We start from the raw sequence: 24,442 nt of genomic DNA, 5'->3' as shown, positions 1-24,442 counted from the left end.
AGCCCAGCGTAGGATTTCCCGGCAGCGCGTAAGGCCCTAGTCTATCCCTGCGGTCCAACTAACCCCGGAGAACCCGACATGAGCACGATCACCACCCCCGACGGCGTTGAAATCTTCTTCAAGGATTGGGGCCCCAAGACGGCCCAGCCCATCATGTTCCACCATGGCTGGCCCCTGTCCGGCGATGACTGGGACGCCCAGATGCTGTTCTTCCTCGCCCAGGGCTTTCGTGTCATTGCGCACGACCGCCGCGGCCACGGCCGCTCGGCCCAGGTCAGCGATGGCCACGACATGGATCACTACGCGGCCGACGCTGCCGCCGTCGCCCAGCATCTGGACCTGCGCAACGCCGTGCATATCGGGCACTCCACCGGCGGCGGCGAAGTCGCCCGCTACGTCGCCCGCCACGGCGAGCCGCAGGGCCGCGTCGCCAAGGCCGTGCTGGTTAGCGCCGTCCCCCCGCTCATGGTCAAGACCGAGTCCAATCCCGGCGGCACGCCCATCGAAGTATTCGACGGCTTCCGCAAGGCCCTGGCCGACAACCGCGCGCAGTTCTTCCTGGACGTGGCCGCCGGCCCGTTCTATGGCTTCAACCGGGAAGGCGCCAAGGTCTCGCAGGGCGTGATCAACAACTGGTGGCGCCAAGGCATGAACGGCGGCGCCAAGGCGCATTACGAAGGCATCAAGGCCTTCTCCGAGACCGACCAGACCGAAGACCTGAAGGCCATCACGGTGCCCACGCTGGTACTGCATGGCGACGACGACCAGATCGTGCCCATCGACGACTCGTCGCGCCTGGCGGTCAAGCTGCTCAAGAATGGCACGCTGAAGGTCTATCCCGGCTTTCCGCACGGCATGCTGACGACTCACGCGGATGTGATCAACGCCGACCTCCTGGCGTTCATCAAGGGCTGATCGTCCGGTGAAAACAAAAAAGGAAGGCGCCGCCTTCCTTTTTTTTCGCCTGTCGCTTCGGGCTGCCTGGCCGCCAGCAGCCTTGGCCACGGCGCCTAGTTCGGCTTTTCGTCCAGGCCGGCATAGCCGTCGATATACGCGCGGCCCGAGCAACGCACCATGGCGACGCAGGCCGGGCTGCCGGTCTTGGCCGTGCACGTCGCGCGCGACTCGTCGCGGGCGGCCTTCGGATCGGGGTTGAGCGCCGTGAAGCTGGTGCCGCGGCCCTTGGCACCCTTGGCCCAGGCCATCCCCACGCAGCTGTCCGTGTACGTCAGCACCTTGCGGCAGTCCTTGCAGTCTTCCCAGTCCAGCAGTTTGGACAGGGCGTCCTTTTCGTTGGGATAGCCATCCGAGTACACCAGTCCGCCGGTGTCGTTTTCGGCGATGGCGCCCCAGTATTCTCGTTGGTTCATCTTCGCGGACAGACTTTCCAGCTCCGCCTTCGAGGCCCGCAGGGGCGCCCGCATGTCGGCGGCGCTGTAACCCGGGCCCACGCACAGCGGCATGGTGGTCAACCGGCACTTGCCATCGGGGCTGCCGGCCGTGCAGCGGCGCATCGCCTTCTTGGCCGCCATCTCCGGCGACACGCTGTTGCCCGGAAACAGATCCTGGACGGAATTACGGGCGTACACCATGCAGCTGTCGGAAAACCAGCTCAGCACCTTGCAGTCCTTGCCGCCCGCCTTGCGGCATTCGGCAAGCGCGGCCGCTTCTGCCGACTTGCCCCCGGTTTCGGGCAATACCCAGTAAATCCGCGAATGCTTGCCGTCGGTGGCAATGCCGCCATAGAGCTTTTCGGCATGCGCCATCGGTGAGGCCAGCCCCGCCACCAGGGCCAGGGCGGCAAATGCGGCGCGGATCAGGAATTGAAAGCGAGCGAGCATGATCGTCACGAAGTCCAGTGGATTGGGCGGGGACGATCTTAGCGCAGCCTGCGCCGGTTCTGTCCCTGTATGCAGCGACGTTGCGGCATATTAGGTAACAAAATTCACACATGGTCTGACGAAATCTGGCCCCTTTTTTCGGTAAAAATGTCGCACTTCACGACGCGGGGGATCGTTGCCTCGACCTGCGTCACCCTGCGCAGCGGGCGCCCCTTCATCGGCGCTCCGTCACGAACAGAAACAAGCGGCCCGCCCCTCGTCTGATCGAGGCCGGTCGGCTCGGGAACCTGGACAACACACATGAAGTCGCCTCAGCATTCCAACCGAAACCGCGGACCGATTCTCCTGTTCACGGGCCTCTTTGCCGCGCTGGGTCTGGCCGGCTGCGCGCCGATGCCGACAGGCGGAAGCTCCACCCTGCCCTCGCTCAGCCAGGTGTTCAAGTCCGGGCTGTCGTTCTCGCCTAGCGTGAACGTGGCCAAGAACATGGAAGGCCGCTCCATCGACGACGCGATCGCGGCGCTGGGCGAGCCCTCCAAGGTCCGTGCGGTCGGTAATACCATGGAGCTGGAATGGTCCGACTTCCAGTCTGCTCCGTACACGGAATGGGTCGTGGACAGCAGCAGCCAACAGGTCGTGGGCATGATCCCCGGCAACAGAAATGCGGCGCCCACGCCGGTGTTCCAGACCAACACCACGGGCCACTATGCCAACCGCACGCGCGTCTACGAATGCAAGGTGCTGATGCGCATGAAAGACAGCGTCATCGTCGACACCAGCGTGGACGGCAATGTCTGCCCGGAATTCATTTCGGCCCTGCGCAAATGGGCCGGCGAGGCCGAGGCCAAAAATTACGTGGTGAACTAAGCGCCGGGCGTGATGATCCTGAATCGCTAGAAAATGATCTTGATCCCGGCGTTCAGGTTGTAGCTGCTTGACTTGCGGCTGCCGATACCTTGCTCGGTGCCCGCTTGAACATTCAGGAAGGTGTTGCCGCCCAACAGGCTGTCGTACCCCAGCGTCAGACCCGCTCGCGGCCCGCCAAGTTTGTTCTTGAAGGTGATGTCTCCCTGCGTGGCCGTGGCATAGCGGCTTGACGAGTGGCCTGCGGTGGTCAGCAGATTGACCGTCGCCCAAGCCGTACTGGCCTTGGCGGAATCGCCATCCCATGTCTTGGACAGACGCATGCCCAACCGGCCGGTCAAGCTGTTCACGCCGGGAAACTCCACCGCGCTTGCGTTGTCCTGGCTGGCCGAGAACTTGATCCGTTGATAGATGACCTGCGCCTGGGGCTCCAGCCGGAGGTTGCTGGCTTCGTCGCCGACGGCGAATGATTTTCCAGCCTCCGCCGAGATCAAGCCGCCCCACCCCGTGGTGTTCAACTGGCCTTCGCCGGCCGCCGAGTTCGCCTTGACGTCGTAGCGGCTGACCTGCGTGACCAGATCCAGATAACCGCCCTTTCCGTCCAGCAGCGTGTAGTAGCCACCCAGGCTGTATGCCGACTGGTTGCTACGCCCCGCATCGACTGTTTCCCTGCTGACGTTCAGATAATGGTCCACGTCGGTCTTCATGGTGCTGGCAGACGCAAACACCCCCGCACTGCGCCGCGACAAGCCTTGAAAGCCCACATACACGTCGGTTCCAAGTTGGATGCCCGCCAGGCTGGAGCGCGTCGCGATGTCCTGCGCGGCCAACCCGGTGCCATTGCCGCGATTGCGCCCAGTGTCCGCCAGGGCGCGACCCCACACAAAGGGGTAAACCTTGCGGGTCAGGCTCTCCGTGGACCCCATCCGGTCAGTCAAGGTGCCGACGGTCAGTTCGCCATGACGTGCGGCCTGATTACCCAGTTGGGAATACAGCGAAACCTCGGGCCGCGCTTCGGTGCGCACGTACCAATTATGCGGAGAAGCTTGTACGCCATTGACGACACTTGATCCGTGTTGCAACCGATAGAGAAAAGCCCCTCTGCGGTTTCCCCCTGGCGTTTCCTCCCGTTGCACGAACGCGTTGTCGGTCGGGCCATTTGCCTTTACCACCATCACGCCGTCGCCCGTCAGCGCGTCCCCAACGGAGGATTCACCCATTTGCAAAACCAGATGCGTCGTTCCGACGGCGCCGCCGTTCAGCTGAATGAGATCGGTGAACCCGGTTTCCGTCGACTGCACATGCAGCTGGACGATACCGCCCTGGCCGTTCAGATTGTTGGCGACCAGCACGGTGCCACCAGATGGGCCATTGGCCGTGCCGGGCGGCATGAAGTTGATGCGGCCGGCAAGGTTGATCTCGCCAGCGAAGCTGAGAACGGTCCCGTGACTGGTGGTCGCGTATGCGGGGTTGTATGCGGGATTGTCCGGGCCGGTGAGCACGTTCCAGCGACTGGAGGCATCCACGTTCAATGTGCCTGGCACATGCATCCACCCGTTCAACTCGGCATTGCGCAAGGTCAGCGTGTGTTGCGGCGGGAGCTTTGCCATGACGCCCGCCACGCTTGACATCGAGCCCAGCGTCGTACCGTCAATGGCCAGTTCGCCCTGGTACAGGTGTGTCATGCCGGTGTAAGTCAGCGGACCCGTCAGCGTCGTCGAGCCCGAGCCCGCTTGCACCACGTCTCCCGTGCCCGCGATCGCGTTGCCGATCACAACGTCATCCGTGCGGTTGAACACCAGCCTGCCGTGGTTGATGACAGCGCCGCTTCCGATGGCGCCGCTTGTGCCGCCCGCGCCGAGTTGCAGCGTGCCGGCGTCAATCTGCGTGACGCCATGGAAGTTGCCGTCTCCTGCTATGGCCAGCGATCCGCCGCCCGTCTTGGCAAAGCCGCTGCCGTCTCCGGTCAGCACGCCATGCAGCACCGACTGCTGTCCGTCGCCGACGCTAATTGCGCCCGTGCTGTTGACGACCACGTCATGATGGAGGAACGCATTGTCCTGGAGCTGCAGCGTTCCACCGTCCAGCGTCACTGCATCGAGCGTGCTTCCAAGACTGTCGCCGCTGGCGATGGCCAATGTGCCGCCCTTGATGCGCCAGGGTGTACGTGCCTGCGTGGGCGCATTGGCCAACTGCCAGGTGCCTTCGGAGGTTTTCTCGAAAGCAGAGAAGCCCTGGTAGACGTCGTTGGTGGCGCCAACGCCCCCTGCGCCGCCCAGCTTCGACACGTCGAAGGCCATTGACGCGCCCGTGATCGGGTCAACGCCCGCCTCGCCATCGAGCACGAGCGTGTTGTTGGTGGATCGGGTGGCGTCCACCGTGCCTTGGATTTCGCTGCCGGCCTGCAACCGAAGCACCGAATTGTGGGCCGTGTCGGCATACAGGATCGCGAGCGATTGCGCCGACCCTGTACCCGGGACAATGCGGCCGGCGTTTGTGATCACGGTGTTGGCGCCCAGGACGTGTATGCCATAGCCGCCCAACGACGTGCCGCCAGCGGTTGACCCATTAGGTCCGCCCACAGCGCCGCCGCCTCTGCCTCCCAAGCCGCCGGGTGCGCCCCCACCGCCGCCTCCGGCGCCGGTCTGGTTCGACACCGTGTGCTCGGCGTCTTTGCCATTCAGGTTGCTGGACGCGCCGGGCTGCCCGCCGGCCGCGCCCAGGTCTGTACCGCCGCCGTCCCCGGCCGCCCCCCCGCAACCGCTATCGGCGCCGGCGCCGCTTCCGCAACCAAAGGGATTGATGCTGCCTCCCGCCCCACCGCCACCCCCGCCATACCGATAGTTGCCCGCGGTCCCATCCAACCCTGGCTGACCGCCGTTGCCACCGTCGCCTGGCAGCATGGGCACTGATACTCCTTGTTCGTTGTTCCAGGGAATATCGCCGCCACCGCCGCCGCCGCCGCCCGCGCCGCCTACGCCATCGCCGCCTCGCCCTCCTGCGGCCGACCCCCGGTTGTACGAGCTGCCGCCGCCGCCGCCGCCTCCGCCACCGGCCCCCCCTTGCAGCAGGTCGCGGTTGGTCAGCACCGCGCCGTCCGAGGCCAGCTCGACACCGTGCCCGCCCTGGCCGCCATTGCCCCCGTCGCCGCCGCTGCCGCTTACCTGGCCCCCGCCCCCGCCCCCGCCGCCGCCACCGCCGCCCGCGCCGCCGATCAGGCGTTCCGCGTTCTCGAACGGCGTGGTGTCCGTGATCACGACCGCGGTATGCCCCGCGCCGCCATCGCCGCCCCGCATGCCGGTCGCGCCGCCCAGGCCGGCCACCCCGCTATCACCGATGATGTCCGCCAGCGCCGAGACCGGCGCCAGCAACGCCACGCCGGCGATAAAACACGTTGCGCGGCGGCGTTTGAAAACGCTTGGTCCAGAGTTTCCGCGATCGGTGAATATGGAATTTTTTACTTTGGCGTGACCGGTTGCCTTTGAAACCGCATACACGCCGCTTTCCACAGAATCGCACCCTGAGCGCATTTGCCCCCCTTGCATAGATTGGCTGTTAAAACCACGTCGTCAACGCGCCATGCGAGTAGATTGGAAGCGGCGCAGCCAATTCCATTCCGTCGCAAACGACGCAGGACGTTCGCATTAGGGGTCAATGCTAGGAAACTCTTCCAGATAAATATTGAGCACAAATACTCGGATTTAGTCTGATTAATCAGAAATTCACATTTCCCGCACCGCGATTTTCTTGATTGACGCGAACCGAAATGAATATTCGGCAATAACGCGGGTCTCTTCCAATATGCCTATTAAGAGCCCGCGCGCGGACGGACCGGGACACCGCGGCAATCGGCGCTACAATCCGCGCCGGATTCCCGCCGCGCGCGCCTTGCGACGCCCGGCCCGCGCCCAAGCGCATGGCATTGCCCTCCCCAAGCCAGGCGAACCATGACGCATCCCCCCAACCCCATTGATCGTTTGTCCGGTCGCACCGGATGCTTTGTGCTGTTCTGGAAATCGAGGATTTCATGTCTCGGCAGTTGTTGGGCCTGGTGCTCGGGCCCCTTCTTGGCTTGTTCGTTGTCTGCATCGGCAACGCCTTCATCTCTTCCCTGACGACCTTGCAGTTGGACGCGGCCGGCGAGTCGGCCACCGTCATCGGCATCATTTCGTCGTCATACTTCATCGGTCTGACGCTGGGCGCGATCTTCAATGACCGCCTGATCCTGCGCATCGGCCATATCCGCGCCTACAGCAGCTTTGCCTCGCTCATCGCCGTGACGGTGCTGCTGCAGGGACTGATCTTCAACCGCGAAGCCTGGTTCGTGCTGCGTCTGATCAACGGCTGGGCGAGCGTGGGCGTCTTCCTGGTCGTGGAAAGCTGGCTGCTGCTGGCGGGCGACGCGAAGGTGCGCGGGCGGCTGCTGGCGCTGTACATGATCGCGCTGTATGGCTCGGGCATGTTGGGCCAGCTGGAATTGGGCGCCATCACCCAGTTGGGCCCCATGGCGCCGTTCATGGTGGCCGGCCTGCTGGCGTCGCTGTCCGTGATGCCCATGGTCATCATTCCGCGCGTCTCGCCGCTGGTGGAACGCGTCGAGCCGTTGCTGCCGCAGCACCTGGCCCGCATGACGCCCACGGGCGTGATGGGCTGCTTCGGGTCGGGCGTCGCGATTGCCGCCGTCTACACGCTGCTGCCGCTGTATCTGCAGCGTATTGGGCTGGACGTTGCCGAGGTCGGCAAGATGATGGGCGCCGTGATCCTGGGCGCCATGGTCCTGCAGTATCCGGTGGGGCGCTGGTCGGACCGGCGCGACCGCCAGGTGGTGCTGATCGCGTTGGCCGTGTTCTGCGCCGTTCTCAGCGTGCTGATCCTGTTGCTGCCGCCCGCCTCGCCGCTGCTGATGCCGCTGTTGTTCCTGCTGGGCGGTGGCGTCTTCGCCATTTATCCGGTGGCCGTCAGCCATGCGGCGGATCGCGCGCCCGCCGACGCGCTGGTGCGCATGATCCAGGGCTTGCTGCTCATCAATTCGCTGGGCTCGGCGCTCAGCCCGCTGGCCATCTCTCCCGTGATGACGAAGTTCGGCGAAGCGGGCCTGTTCTGGTGCTTTGCGCTGCTCAACCTTGGGCTGGTCACCTTTTTCGTCTGGCGCCGCAACGAGCGCCCGGCGCCGGCGCCGGTGGCGCCCTTTGCAGCGGCCGCGCAGATGTCGCCGGTGGGGGTGGAACTGCGCGTGACCGAAGACCTGTTCCAGGGCGCGCTGGACCACGAGATGACCGAGGACCTGACCCACGCGGTGCCCGGCGCCGAGGCGGCCGAGCCCGTGCTTTCCACGGTGCAGGAGGCCCCGCCGGCGGCCTGACCGGCGGCTGCATCAGCCGCGCTGGTTCAACGCGCGCGCGATGCGATTGCGCGCCACCGTCGTGCGTGGCACCTTGAACGGGAACCAGCTGCGCACGTCCTCTTCCAGCCCGATGCCGTGCATGAAGTTGTAGATGGCCTTCTTCAGGCCCTTGCCCAGCGCGTCGTGATCCACGCCCGTGGGGTCATGAAAGCCCACGTCGTTCTTGGCAAACGTGACCTCGGGCAAGGGTTTGAGCTTGATGCCGTATTCGTCCGGATTCTGGCCCACCGGCGAATGCACCGTACAGGCGAAGCGGTGAAAGAACCCGCTCTGGATGCAGTCGTTCTCGAATAGCTGGCGCACGTACTCCAGCGCATCGACAGTGTCCTGCACAGTCTGCGTCGGAAAACCGTACATCAGGTAGGCGTGCACCAGCACCCCGGCATCGCTGAACGCACGCGTCACGCGCGCCACCTGGTCGATCGACACGCCCTTTTTCATCAGGTTCAGCAGCCGGTCCGAGGCGACCTCAAGGCCGCCTGAAACCGCAATGCAGCCGCTGTCGGCCAGCAGTTCGCACAGTTCCGGGCTGAAGGTCTTTTCGAAGCGGATGTTGCCCCACCAGGAAATCCCGGTGTTGCGTTCGATCAGCTCGGCCGCCAAGGCTTTGAGCGCCTTGGGCGGCGCGGCTTCGTCGACGAAATGAAAACCCGTCTGCCCGGTCTCGGCCACGATGGTTTCGATGCGATCGGCCAGCACGGAGGCCGACGCGCCCTCATAGCGGCCGATATAGTCCAGCCCCACATCGCAGAAGCTGCACTTTTTCCAGTAGCAGCCGTGCGCGACGGTCAGCTTGTTCCAGCGGCCGTCGCTCCAGAGCCGGTGCATCGGGTTCAGCATGTCCAGCAGCGACAGATAGCGGTCCAGCGGCAGGCCGTCCCACGTGGGCGTGCCCACTTCGGCAAATGCGACGTCGGGCTCGACCAGGTTGATGTAGCGCACTGCGCCGCTGTCGGCATCGCGCACGAAGGTGCGCACCAGGCGCTGGCGCGACCGCTTGCCCTGCACGTGTTCCAGCAGCGCCAGCAGCGGACGCTCGCCGGCATCCAGCGTGACGAAATCGAAGTAATCGAACACGCGCGGGTCTTTCAGTTCGCGCAATTCGGTGTTGACGAAGCCCCCACCCAGCACGGTGACGATGCTGGGGTCCTGCGCCTTGATGGCCTGCGCGATGCGGAAGGCGGCGTACACCGCGCCCGGAAACGGCACCGACAACAGGACCATCGTCGGCGTATGGCGTGCCAGGGCGGCCTCGGTCAGTTCACGAAGCGTCTCGTCCACCAGGTTCAGCGGGGCATCCAGCGCCTCGGCCAGCGGGTCGAACGTGGGCTGGCTGCCCGCAAGCGATTCGGCATAGCGCACGAACTCGAAACGCGGATCGATCGCGTCGCGCAGCACGTCGGCCAGGTCATTCAGGTACAGCGTGGCCAGGTGCTTGGCCCGGTCCTGCAACCCCAGCGCGCCGAACGCCCAGCCCAGGGGATCGCCGCCGTCCTCGTCCATGTAGACGTCCAGCGTCGCAAACCGCGGCCCTTCGGGCAGGTAGTTGCGCCCCGCAATGCGATGCGCCAGCGTGGGGTCGCGGCCTTGCAGAAAGGCGATCACCGGGCCGATGGTGGCCAGATAACGCGACTGCATGGCGACGAATGCCTGAATGGGCTGCGTGTGCTTTTCAAGGGGCAGCGCGTCGATGCGGCTTGCCACGGCCCGCAGGCCGTCGGCGGAAAGCAGGCGCAGCACCAGGGCCAGCGCCAGATCTTCCTGGAACGCAGTGACGTCGCGCGACCGCAGGAAGCCGGTCAGGTAGGCGGTGGACGGATAGGGAGTGTTCAGCTGCGTCATCGGTGGAATCACCGACAGCACGCGCAATGGCAAGGTCGACATGAGGCACGGCAGGGCTGCCGTCAGAAAGCGGGGATCGGATGCAATTATAGGCAGCCCGCCTTCGCGCCCTATAAGACGCCGTCCAGCCAGTCGAGCACGCGGCGGTTCAAGAGCGACCGGTTCGCCGATTCGCAATGATCGCCGGCGCCCTCCTGCGCCGTGAAGCGCAGCAGGGTCTTGGGGCAGCGCAACTGATCGAAGAACTGCTGGGTGCCGGCAGCAAGCGGGTCGTTTTCGGCCAGTGTTACAAGGGTGGGACACGTGATGCCCTGGATACGGCCGTCCAGGGTGAATAGCTCCACCGCGCGCAGGTAGTCGCGCAGATTGTCCACGCCGTGCACCCAGAAGCCGCGCTGCACCACCTTCCATGTGAGCGCCGGACTGGACAAGACGAACTTCCAAAGGCGGTCCATCACGGGCCCTTCCAGTTCCCCCATGTTCGCCGCGCTTTCCGGGCTGGCGCCGAGCTTGACCGCCAGCGGCCGGAACAGGCCCGCGACGCTCCATTGCCCGGGGTCCGCAATGCAGGCCGCAAGCCGCGGTTCGCCCGACGCCGCGCGTGGCGCCAGATGCCCGCCCAGGCTCCAGCCGCTCAGGGCAATTCGGCTTGCGTCGACGATGGGCAGCGCAACGGCGCAGTCGACCACCGCACTCACTACCGTCTCCCAATCGGGACGCATGGGCACGCCCTGTTCGTAAAGCATGCCGCCCTGCCCGGGGCCGTCGAACACCAGCGCGTGGTAGCCCCGGCGCGCGGCGGCCACGGCGCTCGCGAAGTACATGTCGGTCACCGTGGCGTCATAACCGTTGGTGAAGATGACGAGCGGCCTGATGTCGGCCTCCTGACCCGCAGCCGGCACCAGATAGGCAGGCATGTACGCGCCGTCCAGCGCAATGCGCATCGGCCTGACCGGTTGCGCGGACAGCGCCAGTCCCCGGTCGAACGCCGCCATCTGCTTGCGAAAGGCCGCAAGCAGCCGCGCGTCCGTGGGCGCGCCGTACAAGGGCCGGTAAGCCGTCGAATAGAAGGCGCTGGCGCGCAGATGCAGTTCACGCGCGCTGGCAAGCAGGTTACGGCGTTCAGCGTCTTGCGCCTCGGCGGCCAGACGGTCGCCCGCCGCCATCCAGGCCTCGAAGAACGCAGTGTCGTCGCCGCTACCCACCGCGCGGCCCACCGCCAGGATTTCTCCCAGATCCGCCCCGCCGTAGGACATGTAAGCGACCGGCCGCGTGCCGAAATCGTCATGCAGTTCGTTCTGGAAAGCCAGGCCCATGGGTTTCTCCTGAGTCAGGACGGCAACGCCGCCGCAATCACAATCTACAAACCGGCGGACTATCGTTCAATACGGCAGGCCGGCCGGCTGGCACATTGCGCGGGTCCTCCATTATGGCAACCGAAGGAGTCATCCATGCCCATCAATGCGACCCCCACGCCCGGCGCCAAGCTGCTGTCCCCGCACGATCACACGCTCATCATGATCGACTTCCAGTCGCAGATGGCGTTTGCCACCCATTCGATCGATGCCGTCACGCTGCGCAGCAACGCCGCGCTGGTGGCCCAAGCCGCCGCCGGCTTTGGCGTGTCCACCATCCTGACGACCGTTGCCGAGAAGCGCTTTTCCGGCCCAATGTTCGAGGAAGTCACCGTCCCGTTCCCCGGCCGGCCGCTGATGGACCGCACCTCCATGAACACCTGGGAAGACGCCGCCGTCATCAAGCAGGTTAACGAAATCGGCAAGAAGCGCATTGTGCTAGCGGGCCTGTGGACCAGCGTGTGCATCGTCGGCCCGGCCCTGTCCGCGCTGGACCAGGGCTTCGAGGTCTATGTCATCGCCGACGCCTGCGGCGACGTGTCCGCCGAAGCCCACAACCGCGCCATTGAGCGTATCGTTCAGGCAGGCGGCCAACCCATCACGGCATTGCAATACCTGCTGGAGATGCAGCGCGACTGGGCGCGCATCGATACCTACGACATGACGACCGGCATCGCCAGCAAGTTCGGTGGCGCCTACGGCCTGGGCATCCTCTACGCCAAGTCCATGTTCAACGCGCACGAAGGCTGACAGGAGCATACCCATGAAGGTCTACCTTGTGTCGTTGGGACTCGGCCTGCTGGTCGGTATCATCTATGCCCTGTTCAATGTGCGCTCGCCCGCACCACCCGTGATCGCCCTGGTGGGCTTGCTCGGCATCCTGGCGGGAGAACAGATTCCTCCGCTGCTCAAGCGCCTGCTGGCGGACGAGCCCGCCCGCACGTCCTTCATCCATGAACAGGTAAAACCGCACATGTTCGGCGAACTGCCTAGCTGCCCCAAGGCATCCGCCGACACCGCCCAACAACCCGCCGACGCATGTGGAGACAAGCGCAATGGCTGACACCCTGGACCCCGCGCCCCAAGGCGCCCCCGACCTCATCCTGCATCAGGGCCGGTTCACCACCCTGGACCCCGCCAATCCCATCGCCGACGCGGTCGCCATCAAGGACGGCCGGTTCACGCGCGTGGGCGCCGCTGGCGACATTCTGCCGCTGGCCGGCCCGGCCACCCGCATCATCGCGCTGGGCGGACGCGGCGTGCTGCCCGGACTGATCGACAACCACCTGCACATCATCCGCGGCGGCCTGAACTACAACATGGAACTGCGCTGGGACGGCGTGACCAGCCTGGCCGACGCCATGGCCATGCTGCGCCGCCAGGTGGCCATCACGCCCGCGCCGCAGTGGGTGCGCGTGGTCGGCGGCTTCACCGAACACCAGTTCGCGGAAAAGCGCCTGCCCACCATCGAAGAACTGAACGCCGTGGCGCCCGATACGCCCGTGTTCGTCCTGCACTTGTATGACCGCGCCCTGCTCAACGCCGCCGCCCTGCGCGCGGTCGGCTACGACAAGAACACCCCGGCGCCCCCCGGCGGCGAGATCGTGCGTGACTCGGCCGGCAACCCGACCGGGCTGCTGCTTGCCAAACCCAACGCGTCGATCCTGTACGCCACGCTGGCCAAGGGTCCCAAGCTGCCCTTCGAATACCAGCTCAATTCCACGCGCCACTTCATGCGCGACCTGAACCGCCTGGGCGTCACCGGCGCCATCGATGCGGGCGGTGGTAACCAGAACTACCCCGAGGACTATCAGGTCATCCAGCAACTGGCCGACGCCGGCCAACTGACGATCCGTCTGGCCTACAACCTGTTCACGCAGAAGCCCAAGCAGGAAAAGGAAGACTTCCTGAACTGGACGGCCACTTCGCAGTACAAGCAAGGCACCGATTATTTCCGCCACAACGGCGCGGGCGAAATGCTGGTCTTTTCCGCCGCCGACTTCGAAGACTTCCGCCAACCGCGTCCCGAAATGGGCCCCGAGATGGAAGGCGAACTCGAGGAAGTGGTGCGCATCCTGGCGCAGAACCGCTGGCCCTGGCGCATGCACGCCACCTACGACGAGACCATCTCGCGCTCGCTGGATGTGTTCGAACGCGTGAACAAGGACGTGCCGCTGGCGGGGCTGAACTGGTTCTTCGACCACGCCGAGACGATCTCCGAACGCTCCATCGACCGCATCGCGGCACTGGGCGGCGGCGTGGCCGTGCAGCATCGCATGGCTTACCAGGGCGAATACTTCGTCGAACGCTACGGCCCGGGCGCCGCCGAAGCGACGCCCCCCGTCAAGCGCATGCTCGAAAAAGGCGTCAACGTGTCGGCCGGCACCGATGCCACCCGCGTGGCGTCCTACAACCCGTGGGTATCGCTGTCGTGGCTCATCACCGGCAAGACGGTGGGCGGCCTGCGCCTGACGCCGCAACGCAACTGCCTGGACCGCGATGCTGCCCTGCGCATGTGGACCGAGAACGTCACCTGGTTTTCCAACGAGCAAGGCAAAAAGGGCCGCATCGCCGTCGGCCAACTGGCCGATCTGGTTGTGCCGGATCGCGACTTCTTCTCTTGCCCCGAGTCCGATATTGCGGACACCAGCAGCCTGCTCACGGTCGTGGGCGGCAAAGTGGTCTGGGGCGCGGGTGAATTCGCGGCGCACGACGAGGCGGCGCCGCCGCGCGCCATGCCCGACTGGTCGCCCACACGCCTGTTCGGCGGCTACGGCGCCTGGGGCGACAGCGAAGGCAAGCCGCTGCAGGCCACCCTGCGGGAAGCCGCGGCCGCCTGCGCCTGCGCCAACGACTGCAATGTCCACGGCCACCAGCACGCTGGCGCCTGGGCCAGCAAACTGCCCGTCTCCGACCTGAAAGGGTTCTGGGGCGCCCTGGGCTGCGCCTGCTGGGCGGTCTAGAGGCGCATCACGCGGCCGAGGCATTCCCCCCTCGGCCGCGAGTGTTACGCCTGAACCGTCATTTGGCGGTGATTCCCCCTTCGCGGATGACCTTCGCCCATTGCTCGATTTCGGCGTTCAGGCGCGCCTTGGAAGCATCCACATCCAGCGGGTCCGCGTAAACACCTTGCTGCAGCATCTGGGCCTTGGCGTCGTCCTTTGCCAGCGCGGTGGTCAGCGCCTTGTTGATCTTGGCCACGATGGGCGCCGGCGTGCCGGCAGGCGCCATCACCCCGAAGAGCGAACTGACGTTAAAGCCGCTGAAGCCTTGCTCTTCGGCCGTGGGAATGTCCGGCAACATCGAGATGCGCTGCGGCGTAAGCACCGCCAAGGGACGCAGCTGGCCCGACTTGATGAAGGAGATCGCGGCGGGCACCGTCTCGGTCATCGTCTCGACCTGCCCACCGACCAGATCGGTCATGGCCGGCCCGCTGCCGCGATAGGCCACATGCACAATGTTGACGCCCGCGATCTGCTTGAACAGCTCCATGGCCATGCGCTGCGGCGCGCCGGCGCCCGAAGAGGCAAAGTTGAGCTTGCCCGGATTGGCCTTGGCGTAGGTCACCAGTTCGGCCAGCGACTTGATGGGCAGCTTGGGATTGACCACGGCCACCAGCGGCACGAAGCCGACCACCCCCGCGGGCACCAAATCCTTGCGCAGGTCGTACGCAATGCTGTCTTTCTCCAGGGTCGCCATGACCGAGTGCGAGGTCAAGGCGCCCATCAGGAGCGTATAGCCGTCGGGCTGCGCGCGCGCTACCTCGGCGGCGCCGATGTTGCCGCCTGCCCCGCCCCGGTTCTCGATGACGACCTGGCCGCCGATCTCTTCGCTCAGGCGCTGGCCCACGATGCGCCCGATCACGTCGGTCGCGCCGCCCGGCGGGTAAGGGATGATCAGACGGATGGGTTTGCTGGGGTAGCTGTCGGCGGCCTGCGCGCAAGCCTGACCGGGCAAGGCGAACGCGGCAACCGCGATAAAGCCGGCCGCGACGATATGGACGCGCTTGCGCGCGGCGTGCTTACAGATCATGGTTGTCTCCCGATGCGCTCTTCTGGCTTGAAAGCTTTAAGCGCATGTTCGCAAACTACCGGCTGCGAAAAGGGAAAAATAATTATGGTCTGACTAAAAAATCCTTGCGGGTATTAGGGCTTCTGGATGAGCGACCGGCGGTCAATGCGCCGACGCATCCAGAAACCGATGCACAATCCGCACCGCGGCGGCGCCCTCTGCGATGCTTGCCAAGACGTGTTTCACCGACCCCGCGCGCGCCGCGCCCACCGCAAATACGCCCGGCTGCGAACTTTCGTAATCGCGCGCCCGCATCGACCCCGCTGCGGCCAGGCCCGTATGGATATAGCCCTGGTCGTCCGTATCGAGCCACCCATCCAGCCACGCGGTATTCGCTTGAGCGCTCGTCCCTGCGCCATCGCCAGCCCGCGTTCCCGTCGCCACGATCAGGCTGCGCGCCTCGATCATCCGGCCGTCGTCCAGCCACACGCGGTAGGGATAACTCCCTCCGTCAAAGCGGCTGACGGTGCGTAGCGGCAGCAGGTGCGCGCCAAAGCGCCTGCTCTGATCCTCGGCGCGGCGCAGCAGCGGGCCGTCGCACAATCCCGTGATCGTGCCGGGAAAGCCGTTCAGTAGGTCCAGCCCGGGCGCGTCGCCGCAGGACAGCGAGCCGCCCACCAACAGGGTCTGCAAGCCCTCGGACGCGGCGTAGGCCGCTGCGGCCAGGCCTGCGGGGCCGCCTCCGATCACCGCCAGATCCATCACGGGGTCTTCCTGCCCTGCCCGCGCTGTCGAGCGCAGAATCGCGCCGCCATAGGGCCGCTGGCGCAGGTAGCCGATGCGGCGCAGCACGAATGCGCGCAGGATGATTTCCGCCATCGGCCTGTCGTCCAATATCAGCGACTCGAGCGCCGGGCGGCTCAGGCGCAGCAGCCGGCTTGGGGTGCTGGCGCGCACGGTGACCGCGTTCGGCCTGTCCGTGAAGAGGTCCAGGCTCCCCGTGAACTCGCCGTCACGATGCACAAGCAGACTGCGCAGGATGCCGCCCGTTTGCGCTTCCAGCACCTCGATGTACCCGTGCAGCAGGATGTAGAAGGCGGCTTCGCGGTCGCCGCTGTTGAGCAGCACGTGGCCTGGATCGGCTAAAACCTCGTCGCCATACGCCGCGGCGCGCTCGATCATGCCCCTGGGCAGCATGGGAAAGGCCTGTGCATGCAAGGCGGCCAGATCGGCGGGCGGCGTGGCCGGTGCGCCGGCGGCAAGTCGACTCATGGGGACGCTATCGGATCATCCGGGAGAATGGGCGGGATATTGCGATGACGTTACCGCCGGGCAGCGCCCGCGTCTTGCGCACTTGCGTCCTGATTTGTATGAAAGCGCCATGCGCGTTGCATGGCCTGTCGCGCGCCGGCTAAAGGGTCAACGGCCGTGTTCCCTGCGCCAGGCGCCGGGCGCCACGCCCACCACGCTGGTGAACACGCGGGTCATGTGCGCCTGGTCGGCAAAGCCGCACAAAAGCGCGATGTCGGTGATCGACCGGCCCGGTGTGCGCAGCAACGCCTGCGCTTTTTGCACCCGCTGTTCCAGGAGCCACCGATGCGGCGTGGTGCCAACCGTTTGCCGGAACGCCTTGATGAAATAGCTGCGTGACAGATTGCAGGCCTCTGCGATATCCGCAATCGACGCGTCTTCCCGCAGCGACGCCAGCAGCATGTCCTTGGCGCGCGCCTCCAGTTTGCGCGACAGCACGCGGGCGCCGCCCGACGCTGCCCATCCGCTGGTGGCCCCGGCCCCGTATTGCGCCAGCAGGTGCGTGCCAAGGGCCAGGTTCAGATGCTCCACGAACAGGCTGCTGGTCTGCGCGGGATTTGCCACGACGCTCGCCAGCACCTGCGAAAGATGGCCCAGCACCGGATCCGGCTGCCCGGCGCGCGGCGTCAGGCTGCTGACGCGCGTCCCGCCCTTCTCGTCGTTGATCCGCTCGATGAAGGCGCGAGACAGCTCGACCAGCAGGAAGTCGAAACCGCCCAGCATGTCGGCGCGGTAATCGTCGGTGAAGTCGCGAATGTAGATCGAACCCGCATCGAAATCATGCGTGGACGCGTGGTGACCGTGCAGGATGCGACGGCGATGACCGCCCTGCAGCGCCACGCCCACGAGAAAGCCGCGATCGGACGCGGGCGTCTGCACGCTGCCGAAGTAATCGTTGTGGGTGCGCTTGCGATAGAGCGTCAGCCCGCCGCCATGGAATTCCTGGTCCAACGCCAATTGGCTGGCCGAGCAACCCAGCGTGTCGGTGGGCCGCGCCGGTTGCGAGCCGGAAATCAGGGGTTGGGTGGCGGGCATCGGATATGTCCAGATCAGGGCGAACGCGCTAACGGGCTCGAAGATAGCAGGCGATGCTGCTTCGCAACAAGCAACATTTGGCAAGCATCCCCGGCCCGCCCGGGCCCGTCAGCGGGCGACGACGCTGTCCACAAACGCCGCCAGGTCCCGATTAAACCTGTCCGCTTCCTCCATGAACGGCGCGTGCCCCGATGCCGCGTATACCGTGCTCTTGACGCGCGGGTTCAGTTGCCGCGCCCGCTCGATCGACGGATGAGGCTGGACCAAGGCGTCGTTTGCTCCGTAGATCAGCAGCAGAGGCTTGCGCGCCGAGCCAAGGCCGCGCGCCGCCGCGACCGTCATGCCTTGCACGGCGGCCTGCATGTCAAAGGACGCCATGGCGGCATTGGCCAGCAGCCGTTGGAATGTGACGGCGTCGGGCGGCTGCGCAAAGCACAGACCGATGAATTCGCGCTCCGCGTCCAAGTGGGTTTTCAGGTCGGGGGACACCATGTCTCGATACAGCGCGGGATGCTGCACGATCTGCTTCGGATCCAGCTCGATCACACCCCCCACATAGACGGCGCCCGCGATTCCCGCATCGCCGTACGCGGCGAGGTAGTTGGTCGTCACGGCAGCGCCAAGCGACCATCCGACGACCACGGGGTCCGCGGCCCCGGTCGCCTTCATCACCGCGGCCAGATCGTCGGCCCAGCGCCGGCCGTCTGTATACGCCGCCGCGTCCGCCGGCTCGCCCGATAAACCATGGCCGCGCAGGTCATAGGTGATCAGCCGATATCGTTGCAGCGCAGGGCTGGCAAGCTGGGCCTCCCAGTTGAGGTGGCTGCCCAGCAACCCGTGCACGAAGATGACGGGCGGGCCATCGGCATTGCCGGCCTCCTGGACGGCGAGCAATACGCCATCGGGCGCCTTGACGGTGTATTGCAGGGGCTGCGCGTGCGCGGCCGCCGAGGCCACGATGACCAAAACCGCCGCCGCCACCCGGCGGAAAAAAGTTCTGCGTTGCATGCTGATGCATCCGAAAGATTGAAGGACGGCCAGTCTCAACCCTCACACCCATGTCAAGGTCAAGTCCCCATCTGCTAATCTTTCCCGCATGAAAACGCCCGCGCCTTCCCCCCCCATGTCGATCGGCGAGCTTGCCCGCAGAACGGGCGCAAGCCTGCGTTCGCTGCGCCACTACGACGACCAGGGTCTGCTTGTCTCGGCCCGGGCCGACAATGGATACCGTACTTTTCCCGCAGCCGCCGTCACGCAAGTCAGGCAAATCCAGCGCCTCATCGCTGCCGGCTTCTCGTTGGCGGAAATCCGCGGGTTTCCCGATTGCATGCGGCTGATCGAAGGCGCTGCGGCATGCCCGGAGACGTCCGAGGTGCAGCGCCGGCGGCTGGCATCCGTCGAACGCCAGATCGCCGACCTGGAGCGCCGCCGCGCCCGGCTGCGCCAGATGCTGGAAGATTCCGCCCCCCCTTGCCCGCAATGAAACGCGGATAAGTCCCCAAGCTGTAGCGCACGCTTTCCTACCGGGATTCCATGGCTACCGAAACGCCCCGCCGCCCCGTCCAGAATGCGCCGCGCTGGTTGCGCTGGCTGCCCGGCCTGGCGTTGTTGCAGTCCTATCAGGCGGCGTGGCTGCCCAAGGACATTGCCGCCGGCCTCGTCCTGACGACCATGCTGGTGCCGGTGGGCATCGCCTACGCCGAAGCCTCGGGCGTGCCCGGCGTCTACGGCCTGTACGCCACCATCATCCCGCTCCTGGCGTATGCGTTGTTCGGTCCAAGCCGGATCCTGGTGCTGGGACCGGATTCCGCGTTGGCGGCGCCCATCCTGGCTGTCGTGCTCAGCGTCTCCAACGGCGACCCCATGCGCGCCATCGCCGCGGCAAGCATGATGGCCGTTGTCTCGGGGCTGTTCTGCATCGTGATGGGCTTGATGCGCCTGGGGTTCATCACCGAGCTGTTGTCCAAACCCATCCGCTACGGCTACATGAACGGCATCGCGCTGACCGTGCTGGTCAGCCAGTTGCCCAAGCTGTTCGACATCTCCATCGATGACGCCGGCCCGCTGCGCGAGATGCAACAGTTGGCGCTGGCCGTGGCCGATGGCCAGGCCCATTGGCCAAGCTTGGCAGTCGGCGCCGCAAGCCTGGCCGTGATTCTCTTGCTCAAGCGCTTCGATCGCGTGCCGGGCATCCTGATTGCCGTGATCCTTGCCACGCTGGCGGTCAAGCTTTTCGGACTGGACGCCCAGGGCGTCAAGGTGCTGGGCGAGATTCCGCAAGGATTGCCAAGCTTTGCGTGGCCGTGGCTCAGCAACGCCGACCTCGTCAAGATCGTGCTGGGCGGCTGCGCGGTGGCGCTGATTGCCTTTGCCGACACCAGCGTGCTGTCGCGCACCTACGCGGCGCGCACGAACACGCGTGTGGATCCGAATCAGGAGATGGTGGGACTGGGGGTGGCGAACCTGGCAGCCGGTTTCTTCCAGGGCTTTCCGATCAGCAGCAGCGCATCGCGCACCCCGGTGGCCGAGGCGGCGGGGTCGCGCACGCAACTGACCGGCGTGGTCGGCGCGGTGGCCGTCGCCGCGCTGCTGATCGCCGCGCCGAATCTGCTGCGCCACCTGCCCAACAGCGCGCTGGCCGCGGTTGTGATCGCCGCCGCCATCGGTCTCTTCGAATTCAGGGATCTGCGGCGCATCTACCGCATTCAGCAATGGGAGTTCTGGCTGTCCATGCTGTGTTTTGCGGGTGTCGCCGTCTTCGGCGCGATCCCCGGCATTTGCCTGGCGGTCGTCATCGCCATCATTGAATTCCTGTGGGATGGGTGGCGCCCGCACTTCGCGGTGCTGGGCCGCGTGCCGAACTTGCGCGGCTATCACGACCTGAAGCGTTATCCGCATGCCACGCTGATCGACGGACTGGTCCTGTTCCGCTGGGACGCCCCGCTCTTTTTCGCCAACGCCGAACTCTTCCAGCAGCGCCTGCTTGAAGCCGTGGAGGCCTCGCCCACGCCCGTACGGCGCGTGGTGGTGGCTGCCGAACCCGTCACCAGCGTGGACGTCACCTCAGCCGACATGCTGCGCGAACTGTGCGAAACCCTGTCGCGCGAAGGGGTCGCGCTGCACTTCGCGGAAATGAAGGATCCCGTGCGCGACAAGCTCAAGCGTTTCGAGCTGTCGCGGCTATTCAGCGACGACCGCTTTCATCCGACCGTCGGCAGCGCGGTGGACGATTACCTGCAAGGCGAACGCGCATCCTAGACCCGCCTTCCTTTTGCCGCGCTGGACCGCGACGCACGCTTGCCGCTCAAGGCGTCACCTGATACCCCCGCTGCTGCATGCAGGCGGCGTACGCAGAAGACGCTGCCGCAGCCTGCTGGTTCTGGCTGGCGCGGTCCTGACGCCGATCCTGCCGCTGGCGCGACCCGCCCACCACCATTCCCGCCGCCGCTGCGTCCTTTGCCTGGTTTTGCCGGTACGCCTGCTTGGTGTCGTCGTCCATGCGGTCGTAGACCTCCTCGTGCTGTTGTCCGCGCGCACCGGCCACCGCGGCGCCCGCGGCCGCGCCAGCCGCCGCGCCACGCGCACGGCCACCAGCCTCGCGCGAATCCGGGCTGGTGCTGGCCGCGCTGCCTGTCTGCGACTGGCATGCCGCGATGTCTTGCTGGGTAAGTTCGGGGGATTGGCCTTTGAGCGGCGTGACGGTCTGCGCGGACGCAGTCAGGCAGACGCCAGCAGCCAGCATGGCCACGCAGGGAAAGATGATCGTATTCATGACAACCTCCATGGAAGTCAGAGCCCTGATTCACCAGCGTAGCGCTGCGTTCTGCGACGGTGCAACATGGGTTACGAGGCTTGCATGCGCGCCTTGGCGCAGCTTGCTTCGTGCTTGCCCGACCAAATATCCAAAACTCTTATATCTGAAATGCCCACAAACCTATAGTTCTTTAGAACCCGTTGACATAAAGAGGGGCATTGCCGATGATGCGGAAGGCCGCAAGCGCTGGGCCGCCCATAAGCACAACACCGCGCCTGTTCCGCGGGACGCGGCAACCAGAGAGGCAAGCCATGGAGACAACCCCACGCAACCCCGCACGGCGCCGCATGCTGGCCGGCAGCGCCAGTGCCCTGGCCGCGGCCGGGCTGGGCGCCGCCGGCATCGCGCGCGCCAGCGATGCGCCCGCCAAGCCCGCCGCTGCGCCCGCCGCTACCCCCGTCGCGCCCGCCGCCAAGCCGCTGCCGCCTTACGCAGCGTGGAAAGACGCCGACAGCGTCATCGTGCACAGCGCCAACACCATCGAGACCCGCCGCAGCGCGTTCGGCGATGGCGTCATCACGCCGTCGCGCCAGCTATACGTGCGCAATAACCTGCCGCCGCCCGACGCCGCGATCCTGAACGACCGCGATGCCTGGAAGGTCGAGATCGAAGGCGTCAAGCAGCCCCGCACGTTTACCGTGGGCGAGCTGAAGACGCTGGGCATGGAAACGCTGGCGACCGTGTTGCAGTGCTCGGGCAATGGCCGCGGGTTCTTTCCGCACAAGCCCAGCGGCACGCCGTGGGAAGTGGGCGCGGCCGGCTGTGTGATGTGGACGGGCGTACCGGTGCGCACCCTTGTCGAACGCCTGGGCGGCCTGGAAGGCACGCCTGCCTTCATGACCGGTACCGGCGGCGAAGTGCTCCCCGAAGGTCTGGATCCCAAATCGCTGCTGGTGGAACGCTCGGTGCCGCGCGAGGCGATGCAGGATGCCCTCTTGGCCTGGGAGATGAACGGCGAGCCGCTGTCGCTGGCGCACGGCGGCCCGTTGCGCCTGATCGTGCCGGGCTACACCGGCGTGAACAACGTCAAGTACATCAAGCGGCTGGCGTTCACCGCCGAACAGAGCCCCGCGAAGATCCAGCAGACCGGCTATCGCCTGACGCCCATGGACGCCAAGCCCAGCCCCGACCAACCGTCGGTCTGGGCCATGGAACCCAAATCCTGGATCAACGCGCCGGGGGCAAACGGCCAGCCGGTGAAGGCCGGGCGGGTCGTGGTGCGCGGCGTGGCCTTCGGCGGCATGCATGCGGTCAAGCGCGTGGACGTGTCGATCGACGGCGGCAAGACCTGGAAACAGGCCGCATTGATCGGACCGGATCTTGGCAAGTACGCCTGGCGGCAGTTCGCGCTACCGGTGGAACTGTCCGCCGGCCAGCACATGCTGGTCAGCCGCGTCGAGGACACGGAAGGCAATGTGCAGGTGGAAAACCGGTTCGAGAACGCGCCGGGTTATATCAACAGCAGTTGGCGCGACCACGGTCTGGCCATCAACGTGTCCTGATCGAGGCAGCATCGATGCACAACAGTCAAGTCAAGCAGCATGCAGCAACCCGCCGCCCGATCGGGTGGCGGGCTTCCTTTGCGCTCGCGGCAGGTGTCTGGTTGCTGACGGGCGCGAAGGCGTGGGCGGCCGAACCGCCCAATGCCGAAGCGGGCCGGGCCTTGTTCCTGAAAGCGACCACCCCGGCCTGTGCCGTCTGTCACACGCTGGCCGACGCCGGCGCGGCAGGCACCATTGGTCCCAACCTGGACGAGCTCAAGCCCGATGCCAACCGCGTCACGCAGGCCGTGCGTAACGGCATCGGCGTGATGCCGGCCTTTGATGCCTTGAGCGATGAGCAGGTGCAGGCGTTGGCGAAGTACGTGTCGGGCGTGACCGGGGCGCAGTAGCCGGCCCGTGCATCGCGGACAGCGTCATCATGGTAGGCTTTCCGCCAGCCGGATTGCCTACCCATCCTCACGTTCACGACGACATCGTCCGAAACCACCTGCGACATGCGCTCGGTCGACCGGTAATCCGCGCTACCGGCGCTCAAGCGGCCAGACTTCCACCACGCCGTGCGCCACGGCGCAGGGCGTGCGGGACACCTTTTCGATGGCCTCGGCCATATCGGCCGCTTCGATGACGGCAAAGCCGGCAATGGGCAGCGGCGCATTCATGAACGGCCCCTTCGCCGTCACCACACCGGACGCTTCCGGATTGCGCACCTGAACCGGCGTGCCCGCGATCCCCATCAGCACGCCCGCGTGCTGCAATGCCGCGTCGTGCGCATGCGCTGCCTCTCGCACGGACACCGGGGTACTATCGTAGCCCGCCTGATCGCCGTAGCCGATCGTGATGAACATGGGCATGGTCTTCTCCTTGAGGTTGGCGCCGCGCCTTGTGGCGAGACGCGTGGCGTGCTCATGCGCTAGCCCCGCACCCGCGCCGGATTGCCGACGACCTTGGCGCCCGCGGGCACGTCCCGCGTCACCACGCTGCCCGCGCCGATGATCGCGTCGTCCCCCACCGTCACACCGGGCAGGATGATCGCCCCGCCGCCGATCCACACCTGCCTGCCGATGTGCACGGGCCGCCCGAACTCCAGCATCGCGCGCCGCTGCTCGGGGTCGTGCGGGTGGTCTGCGGTATAGATCTGCACGGCCGGGCCGATCTGCGTGCCTTCGCCGATGGTGACCTGCACGACGTCCAGGATCACGCAATTGAAGTTCATGAAGACGTTCGCGCCCAGCGAAATGTTGTAGCCGTAGTCGCAATGAAACGGCGGCCGGATCAGCGCGCCCTCGCCAACACTGGCCAGGCGCTCGCGGAGCAGCGCATGCCATTGTTCGGGCGGCTCGCCCAGCAGCGCGTTGTACCGCTGCATCCAGGCGCTGGCGGCAAGCTGGTCCGCCTGGATCTCGGCGTCGGCGGCCGTGTACAGCTCTCCGGCCAACATCCTCTCTTTCTGCGTGCGTGTCATG

21 protein-coding genes are annotated in these 24,442 nt (G+C 65.9%); 10 read left to right on the top strand and 11 right to left on the bottom strand.

The genetic code is table 11. The features are described from left to right. The first annotated feature begins 78 nt into the window (after positions 1-78). Complete coding sequence (locus ASD87_RS06235) at positions 79-915, top strand: alpha/beta fold hydrolase (protein WP_056318536.1); 837 nt, start codon at positions 79-81, stop codon at positions 913-915. Positions 916-1,010: 95 nt separating this feature from the next. On the opposite strand, the gene ASD87_RS06230 is transcribed toward ASD87_RS06235, so the two are convergent. Continuing rightward, the gene (locus tag ASD87_RS06230) at positions 1,011-1,841 is read right to left on the bottom strand and encodes a DUF4189 domain-containing protein (RefSeq protein ID WP_235512618.1); all 831 of its coding nucleotides are present in this window, start codon (positions 1,839-1,841) and stop codon (positions 1,011-1,013) included. Between the two features lie 300 nt (positions 1,842-2,141). On the opposite strand from ASD87_RS06230, the gene ASD87_RS06220 reads away from it, so the two are divergent. Then, positions 2,142-2,708 carry a hypothetical protein gene (locus tag ASD87_RS06220; protein WP_056318534.1) on the top strand — a complete coding sequence of 189 codons (567 nt, stop codon included), beginning with the start codon at positions 2,142-2,144 and terminating at the stop codon, positions 2,706-2,708. A gap of 26 nt (positions 2,709-2,734) precedes the next feature. On the opposite strand, the gene ASD87_RS06215 is transcribed toward ASD87_RS06220, so the two are convergent. Continuing rightward, entirely contained in the window at positions 2,735-6,202 is a 3,468-nt protein-coding gene (locus tag ASD87_RS06215; protein ID WP_156403382.1) for an autotransporter outer membrane beta-barrel domain-containing protein, read from the bottom strand. 530 nt (positions 6,203-6,732) lie between these two features. On the opposite strand from ASD87_RS06215, the gene ASD87_RS06210 reads away from it, so the two are divergent. Continuing rightward, positions 6,733-8,067, top strand: a complete 1,335-nt coding sequence (locus ASD87_RS06210; RefSeq protein ID WP_056318531.1) for an MFS transporter — start codon at positions 6,733-6,735, stop codon at positions 8,065-8,067. Between the two features lie 12 nt (positions 8,068-8,079). Here the strand turns inward: ASD87_RS06210 and ASD87_RS06205 are convergent, their stop codons facing one another. Together ASD87_RS06205 and ASD87_RS06200 are read right to left on the bottom strand one after the other, a co-directional pair. Continuing rightward, positions 8,080-9,993 carry a radical SAM protein gene (locus ASD87_RS06205; protein ID WP_175155551.1) on the bottom strand — a complete coding sequence of 638 codons (1,914 nt, stop codon included), beginning with the start codon at positions 9,991-9,993 and terminating at the stop codon, positions 8,080-8,082. Positions 9,994-10,061: 68 nt separating this feature from the next. Beyond that, entirely contained in the window at positions 10,062-11,267 is a 1,206-nt protein-coding gene (locus ASD87_RS06200; protein ID WP_056318529.1) for a S9 family peptidase, read from the bottom strand. Positions 11,268-11,402: 135 nt separating this feature from the next. Between ASD87_RS06200 and ASD87_RS06195 the strand changes: the two genes are divergently transcribed. The 3 genes from ASD87_RS06195 to ASD87_RS06185 are packed head-to-tail and all read left to right on the top strand — an operon-like array spanning position 11,403 to position 14,269. Next, the gene (locus tag ASD87_RS06195) at positions 11,403-12,056 is read left to right on the top strand and encodes a hydrolase (protein WP_056318528.1); all 654 of its coding nucleotides are present in this window, start codon (positions 11,403-11,405) and stop codon (positions 12,054-12,056) included. 13 nt (positions 12,057-12,069) lie between these two features. Beyond that, positions 12,070-12,369 carry a XapX domain-containing protein gene (locus ASD87_RS06190; RefSeq protein WP_056318524.1) on the top strand — a complete coding sequence of 100 codons (300 nt, stop codon included), beginning with the start codon at positions 12,070-12,072 and terminating at the stop codon, positions 12,367-12,369. Beyond that, entirely contained in the window at positions 12,362-14,269 is a 1,908-nt protein-coding gene (locus ASD87_RS06185) for an amidohydrolase (protein ID WP_056318520.1), read from the top strand. Before ASD87_RS06190 ends, ASD87_RS06185 begins: the two co-directional genes overlap by 8 nt. Positions 14,270-14,327: 58 nt before the next feature. On the opposite strand, the gene ASD87_RS06180 is transcribed toward ASD87_RS06185, so the two are convergent. The 4 genes from ASD87_RS06180 to ASD87_RS06165 form a co-directional block, all read right to left on the bottom strand. Then, positions 14,328-15,338: a tripartite tricarboxylate transporter substrate binding protein gene (locus ASD87_RS06180; RefSeq protein WP_056318517.1), complete on the bottom strand. Its 1,011-nt coding sequence runs from the start codon at positions 15,336-15,338 to the stop codon at positions 14,328-14,330. A 141-nt stretch (positions 15,339-15,479) separates the two neighbouring features. Further along, a complete protein-coding gene (locus ASD87_RS06175; RefSeq protein ID WP_056318514.1) occupies positions 15,480-16,589 on the bottom strand; it encodes a cyclic nucleotide-binding domain-containing protein in 1,110 nt (369 codons plus the stop codon). A 147-nt stretch (positions 16,590-16,736) separates the two neighbouring features. After that, complete coding sequence (locus tag ASD87_RS06170; RefSeq protein ID WP_056318510.1) at positions 16,737-17,663, bottom strand: AraC family transcriptional regulator; 927 nt, start codon at positions 17,661-17,663, stop codon at positions 16,737-16,739. 108 nt (positions 17,664-17,771) lie between these two features. Then, a complete protein-coding gene (locus ASD87_RS06165; protein WP_056318507.1) occupies positions 17,772-18,671 on the bottom strand; it encodes an alpha/beta fold hydrolase in 900 nt (299 codons plus the stop codon). 88 nt (positions 18,672-18,759) lie between these two features. On the opposite strand from ASD87_RS06165, the gene ASD87_RS06160 reads away from it, so the two are divergent. Both ASD87_RS06160 and ASD87_RS06155 read left to right on the top strand, forming a co-directional pair. Next, complete coding sequence (locus ASD87_RS06160; protein WP_056318505.1) at positions 18,760-19,146, top strand: MerR family transcriptional regulator; 387 nt, start codon at positions 18,760-18,762, stop codon at positions 19,144-19,146. A gap of 50 nt (positions 19,147-19,196) precedes the next feature. Next, positions 19,197-20,921, top strand: a complete 1,725-nt coding sequence (locus ASD87_RS06155) for a SulP family inorganic anion transporter (protein ID WP_056318503.1) — start codon at positions 19,197-19,199, stop codon at positions 20,919-20,921. A gap of 46 nt (positions 20,922-20,967) precedes the next feature. Here ASD87_RS06155 and ASD87_RS06150 read toward each other — a convergent pair whose 3' ends face one another. Beyond that, positions 20,968-21,435, bottom strand: a complete 468-nt coding sequence (locus ASD87_RS06150) for a YMGG-like glycine zipper-containing protein (protein WP_056318500.1) — start codon at positions 21,433-21,435, stop codon at positions 20,968-20,970. A 293-nt stretch (positions 21,436-21,728) separates the two neighbouring features. On the opposite strand from ASD87_RS06150, the gene ASD87_RS06145 reads away from it, so the two are divergent. Then, complete coding sequence (locus ASD87_RS06145; RefSeq protein WP_056318497.1) at positions 21,729-22,979, top strand: sulfite oxidase; 1,251 nt, start codon at positions 21,729-21,731, stop codon at positions 22,977-22,979. A 14-nt stretch (positions 22,980-22,993) separates the two neighbouring features. Beyond that, positions 22,994-23,368: a cytochrome c gene (locus ASD87_RS06140; protein WP_082586202.1), complete on the top strand. Its 375-nt coding sequence runs from the start codon at positions 22,994-22,996 to the stop codon at positions 23,366-23,368. A gap of 132 nt (positions 23,369-23,500) precedes the next feature. On the opposite strand, the gene ASD87_RS06135 is transcribed toward ASD87_RS06140, so the two are convergent. Next, on the bottom strand, positions 23,501-23,830 hold the full coding sequence (locus ASD87_RS06135) for a YciI family protein (RefSeq protein WP_056318496.1): 330 nt from the start codon (positions 23,828-23,830) through the stop codon (positions 23,501-23,503). 59 nt (positions 23,831-23,889) lie between these two features. Then, entirely contained in the window at positions 23,890-24,441 is a 552-nt protein-coding gene (locus ASD87_RS06130; RefSeq protein ID WP_056318495.1) for a sugar O-acetyltransferase, read from the bottom strand. Position 24,442: the final 1 nt, after the last annotated feature.

Origin of the sequence: Achromobacter sp. Root170, assembly GCF_001428165.1 — a bacterium.
GTDB lineage: Bacteria > Pseudomonadota > Gammaproteobacteria > Burkholderiales > Burkholderiaceae_B > Achromobacter > Achromobacter mucicolens.
The sequence above is the reverse complement of the archived record's forward strand: the minus strand, read 5'-3'. Positions and strand labels throughout refer to the sequence as shown.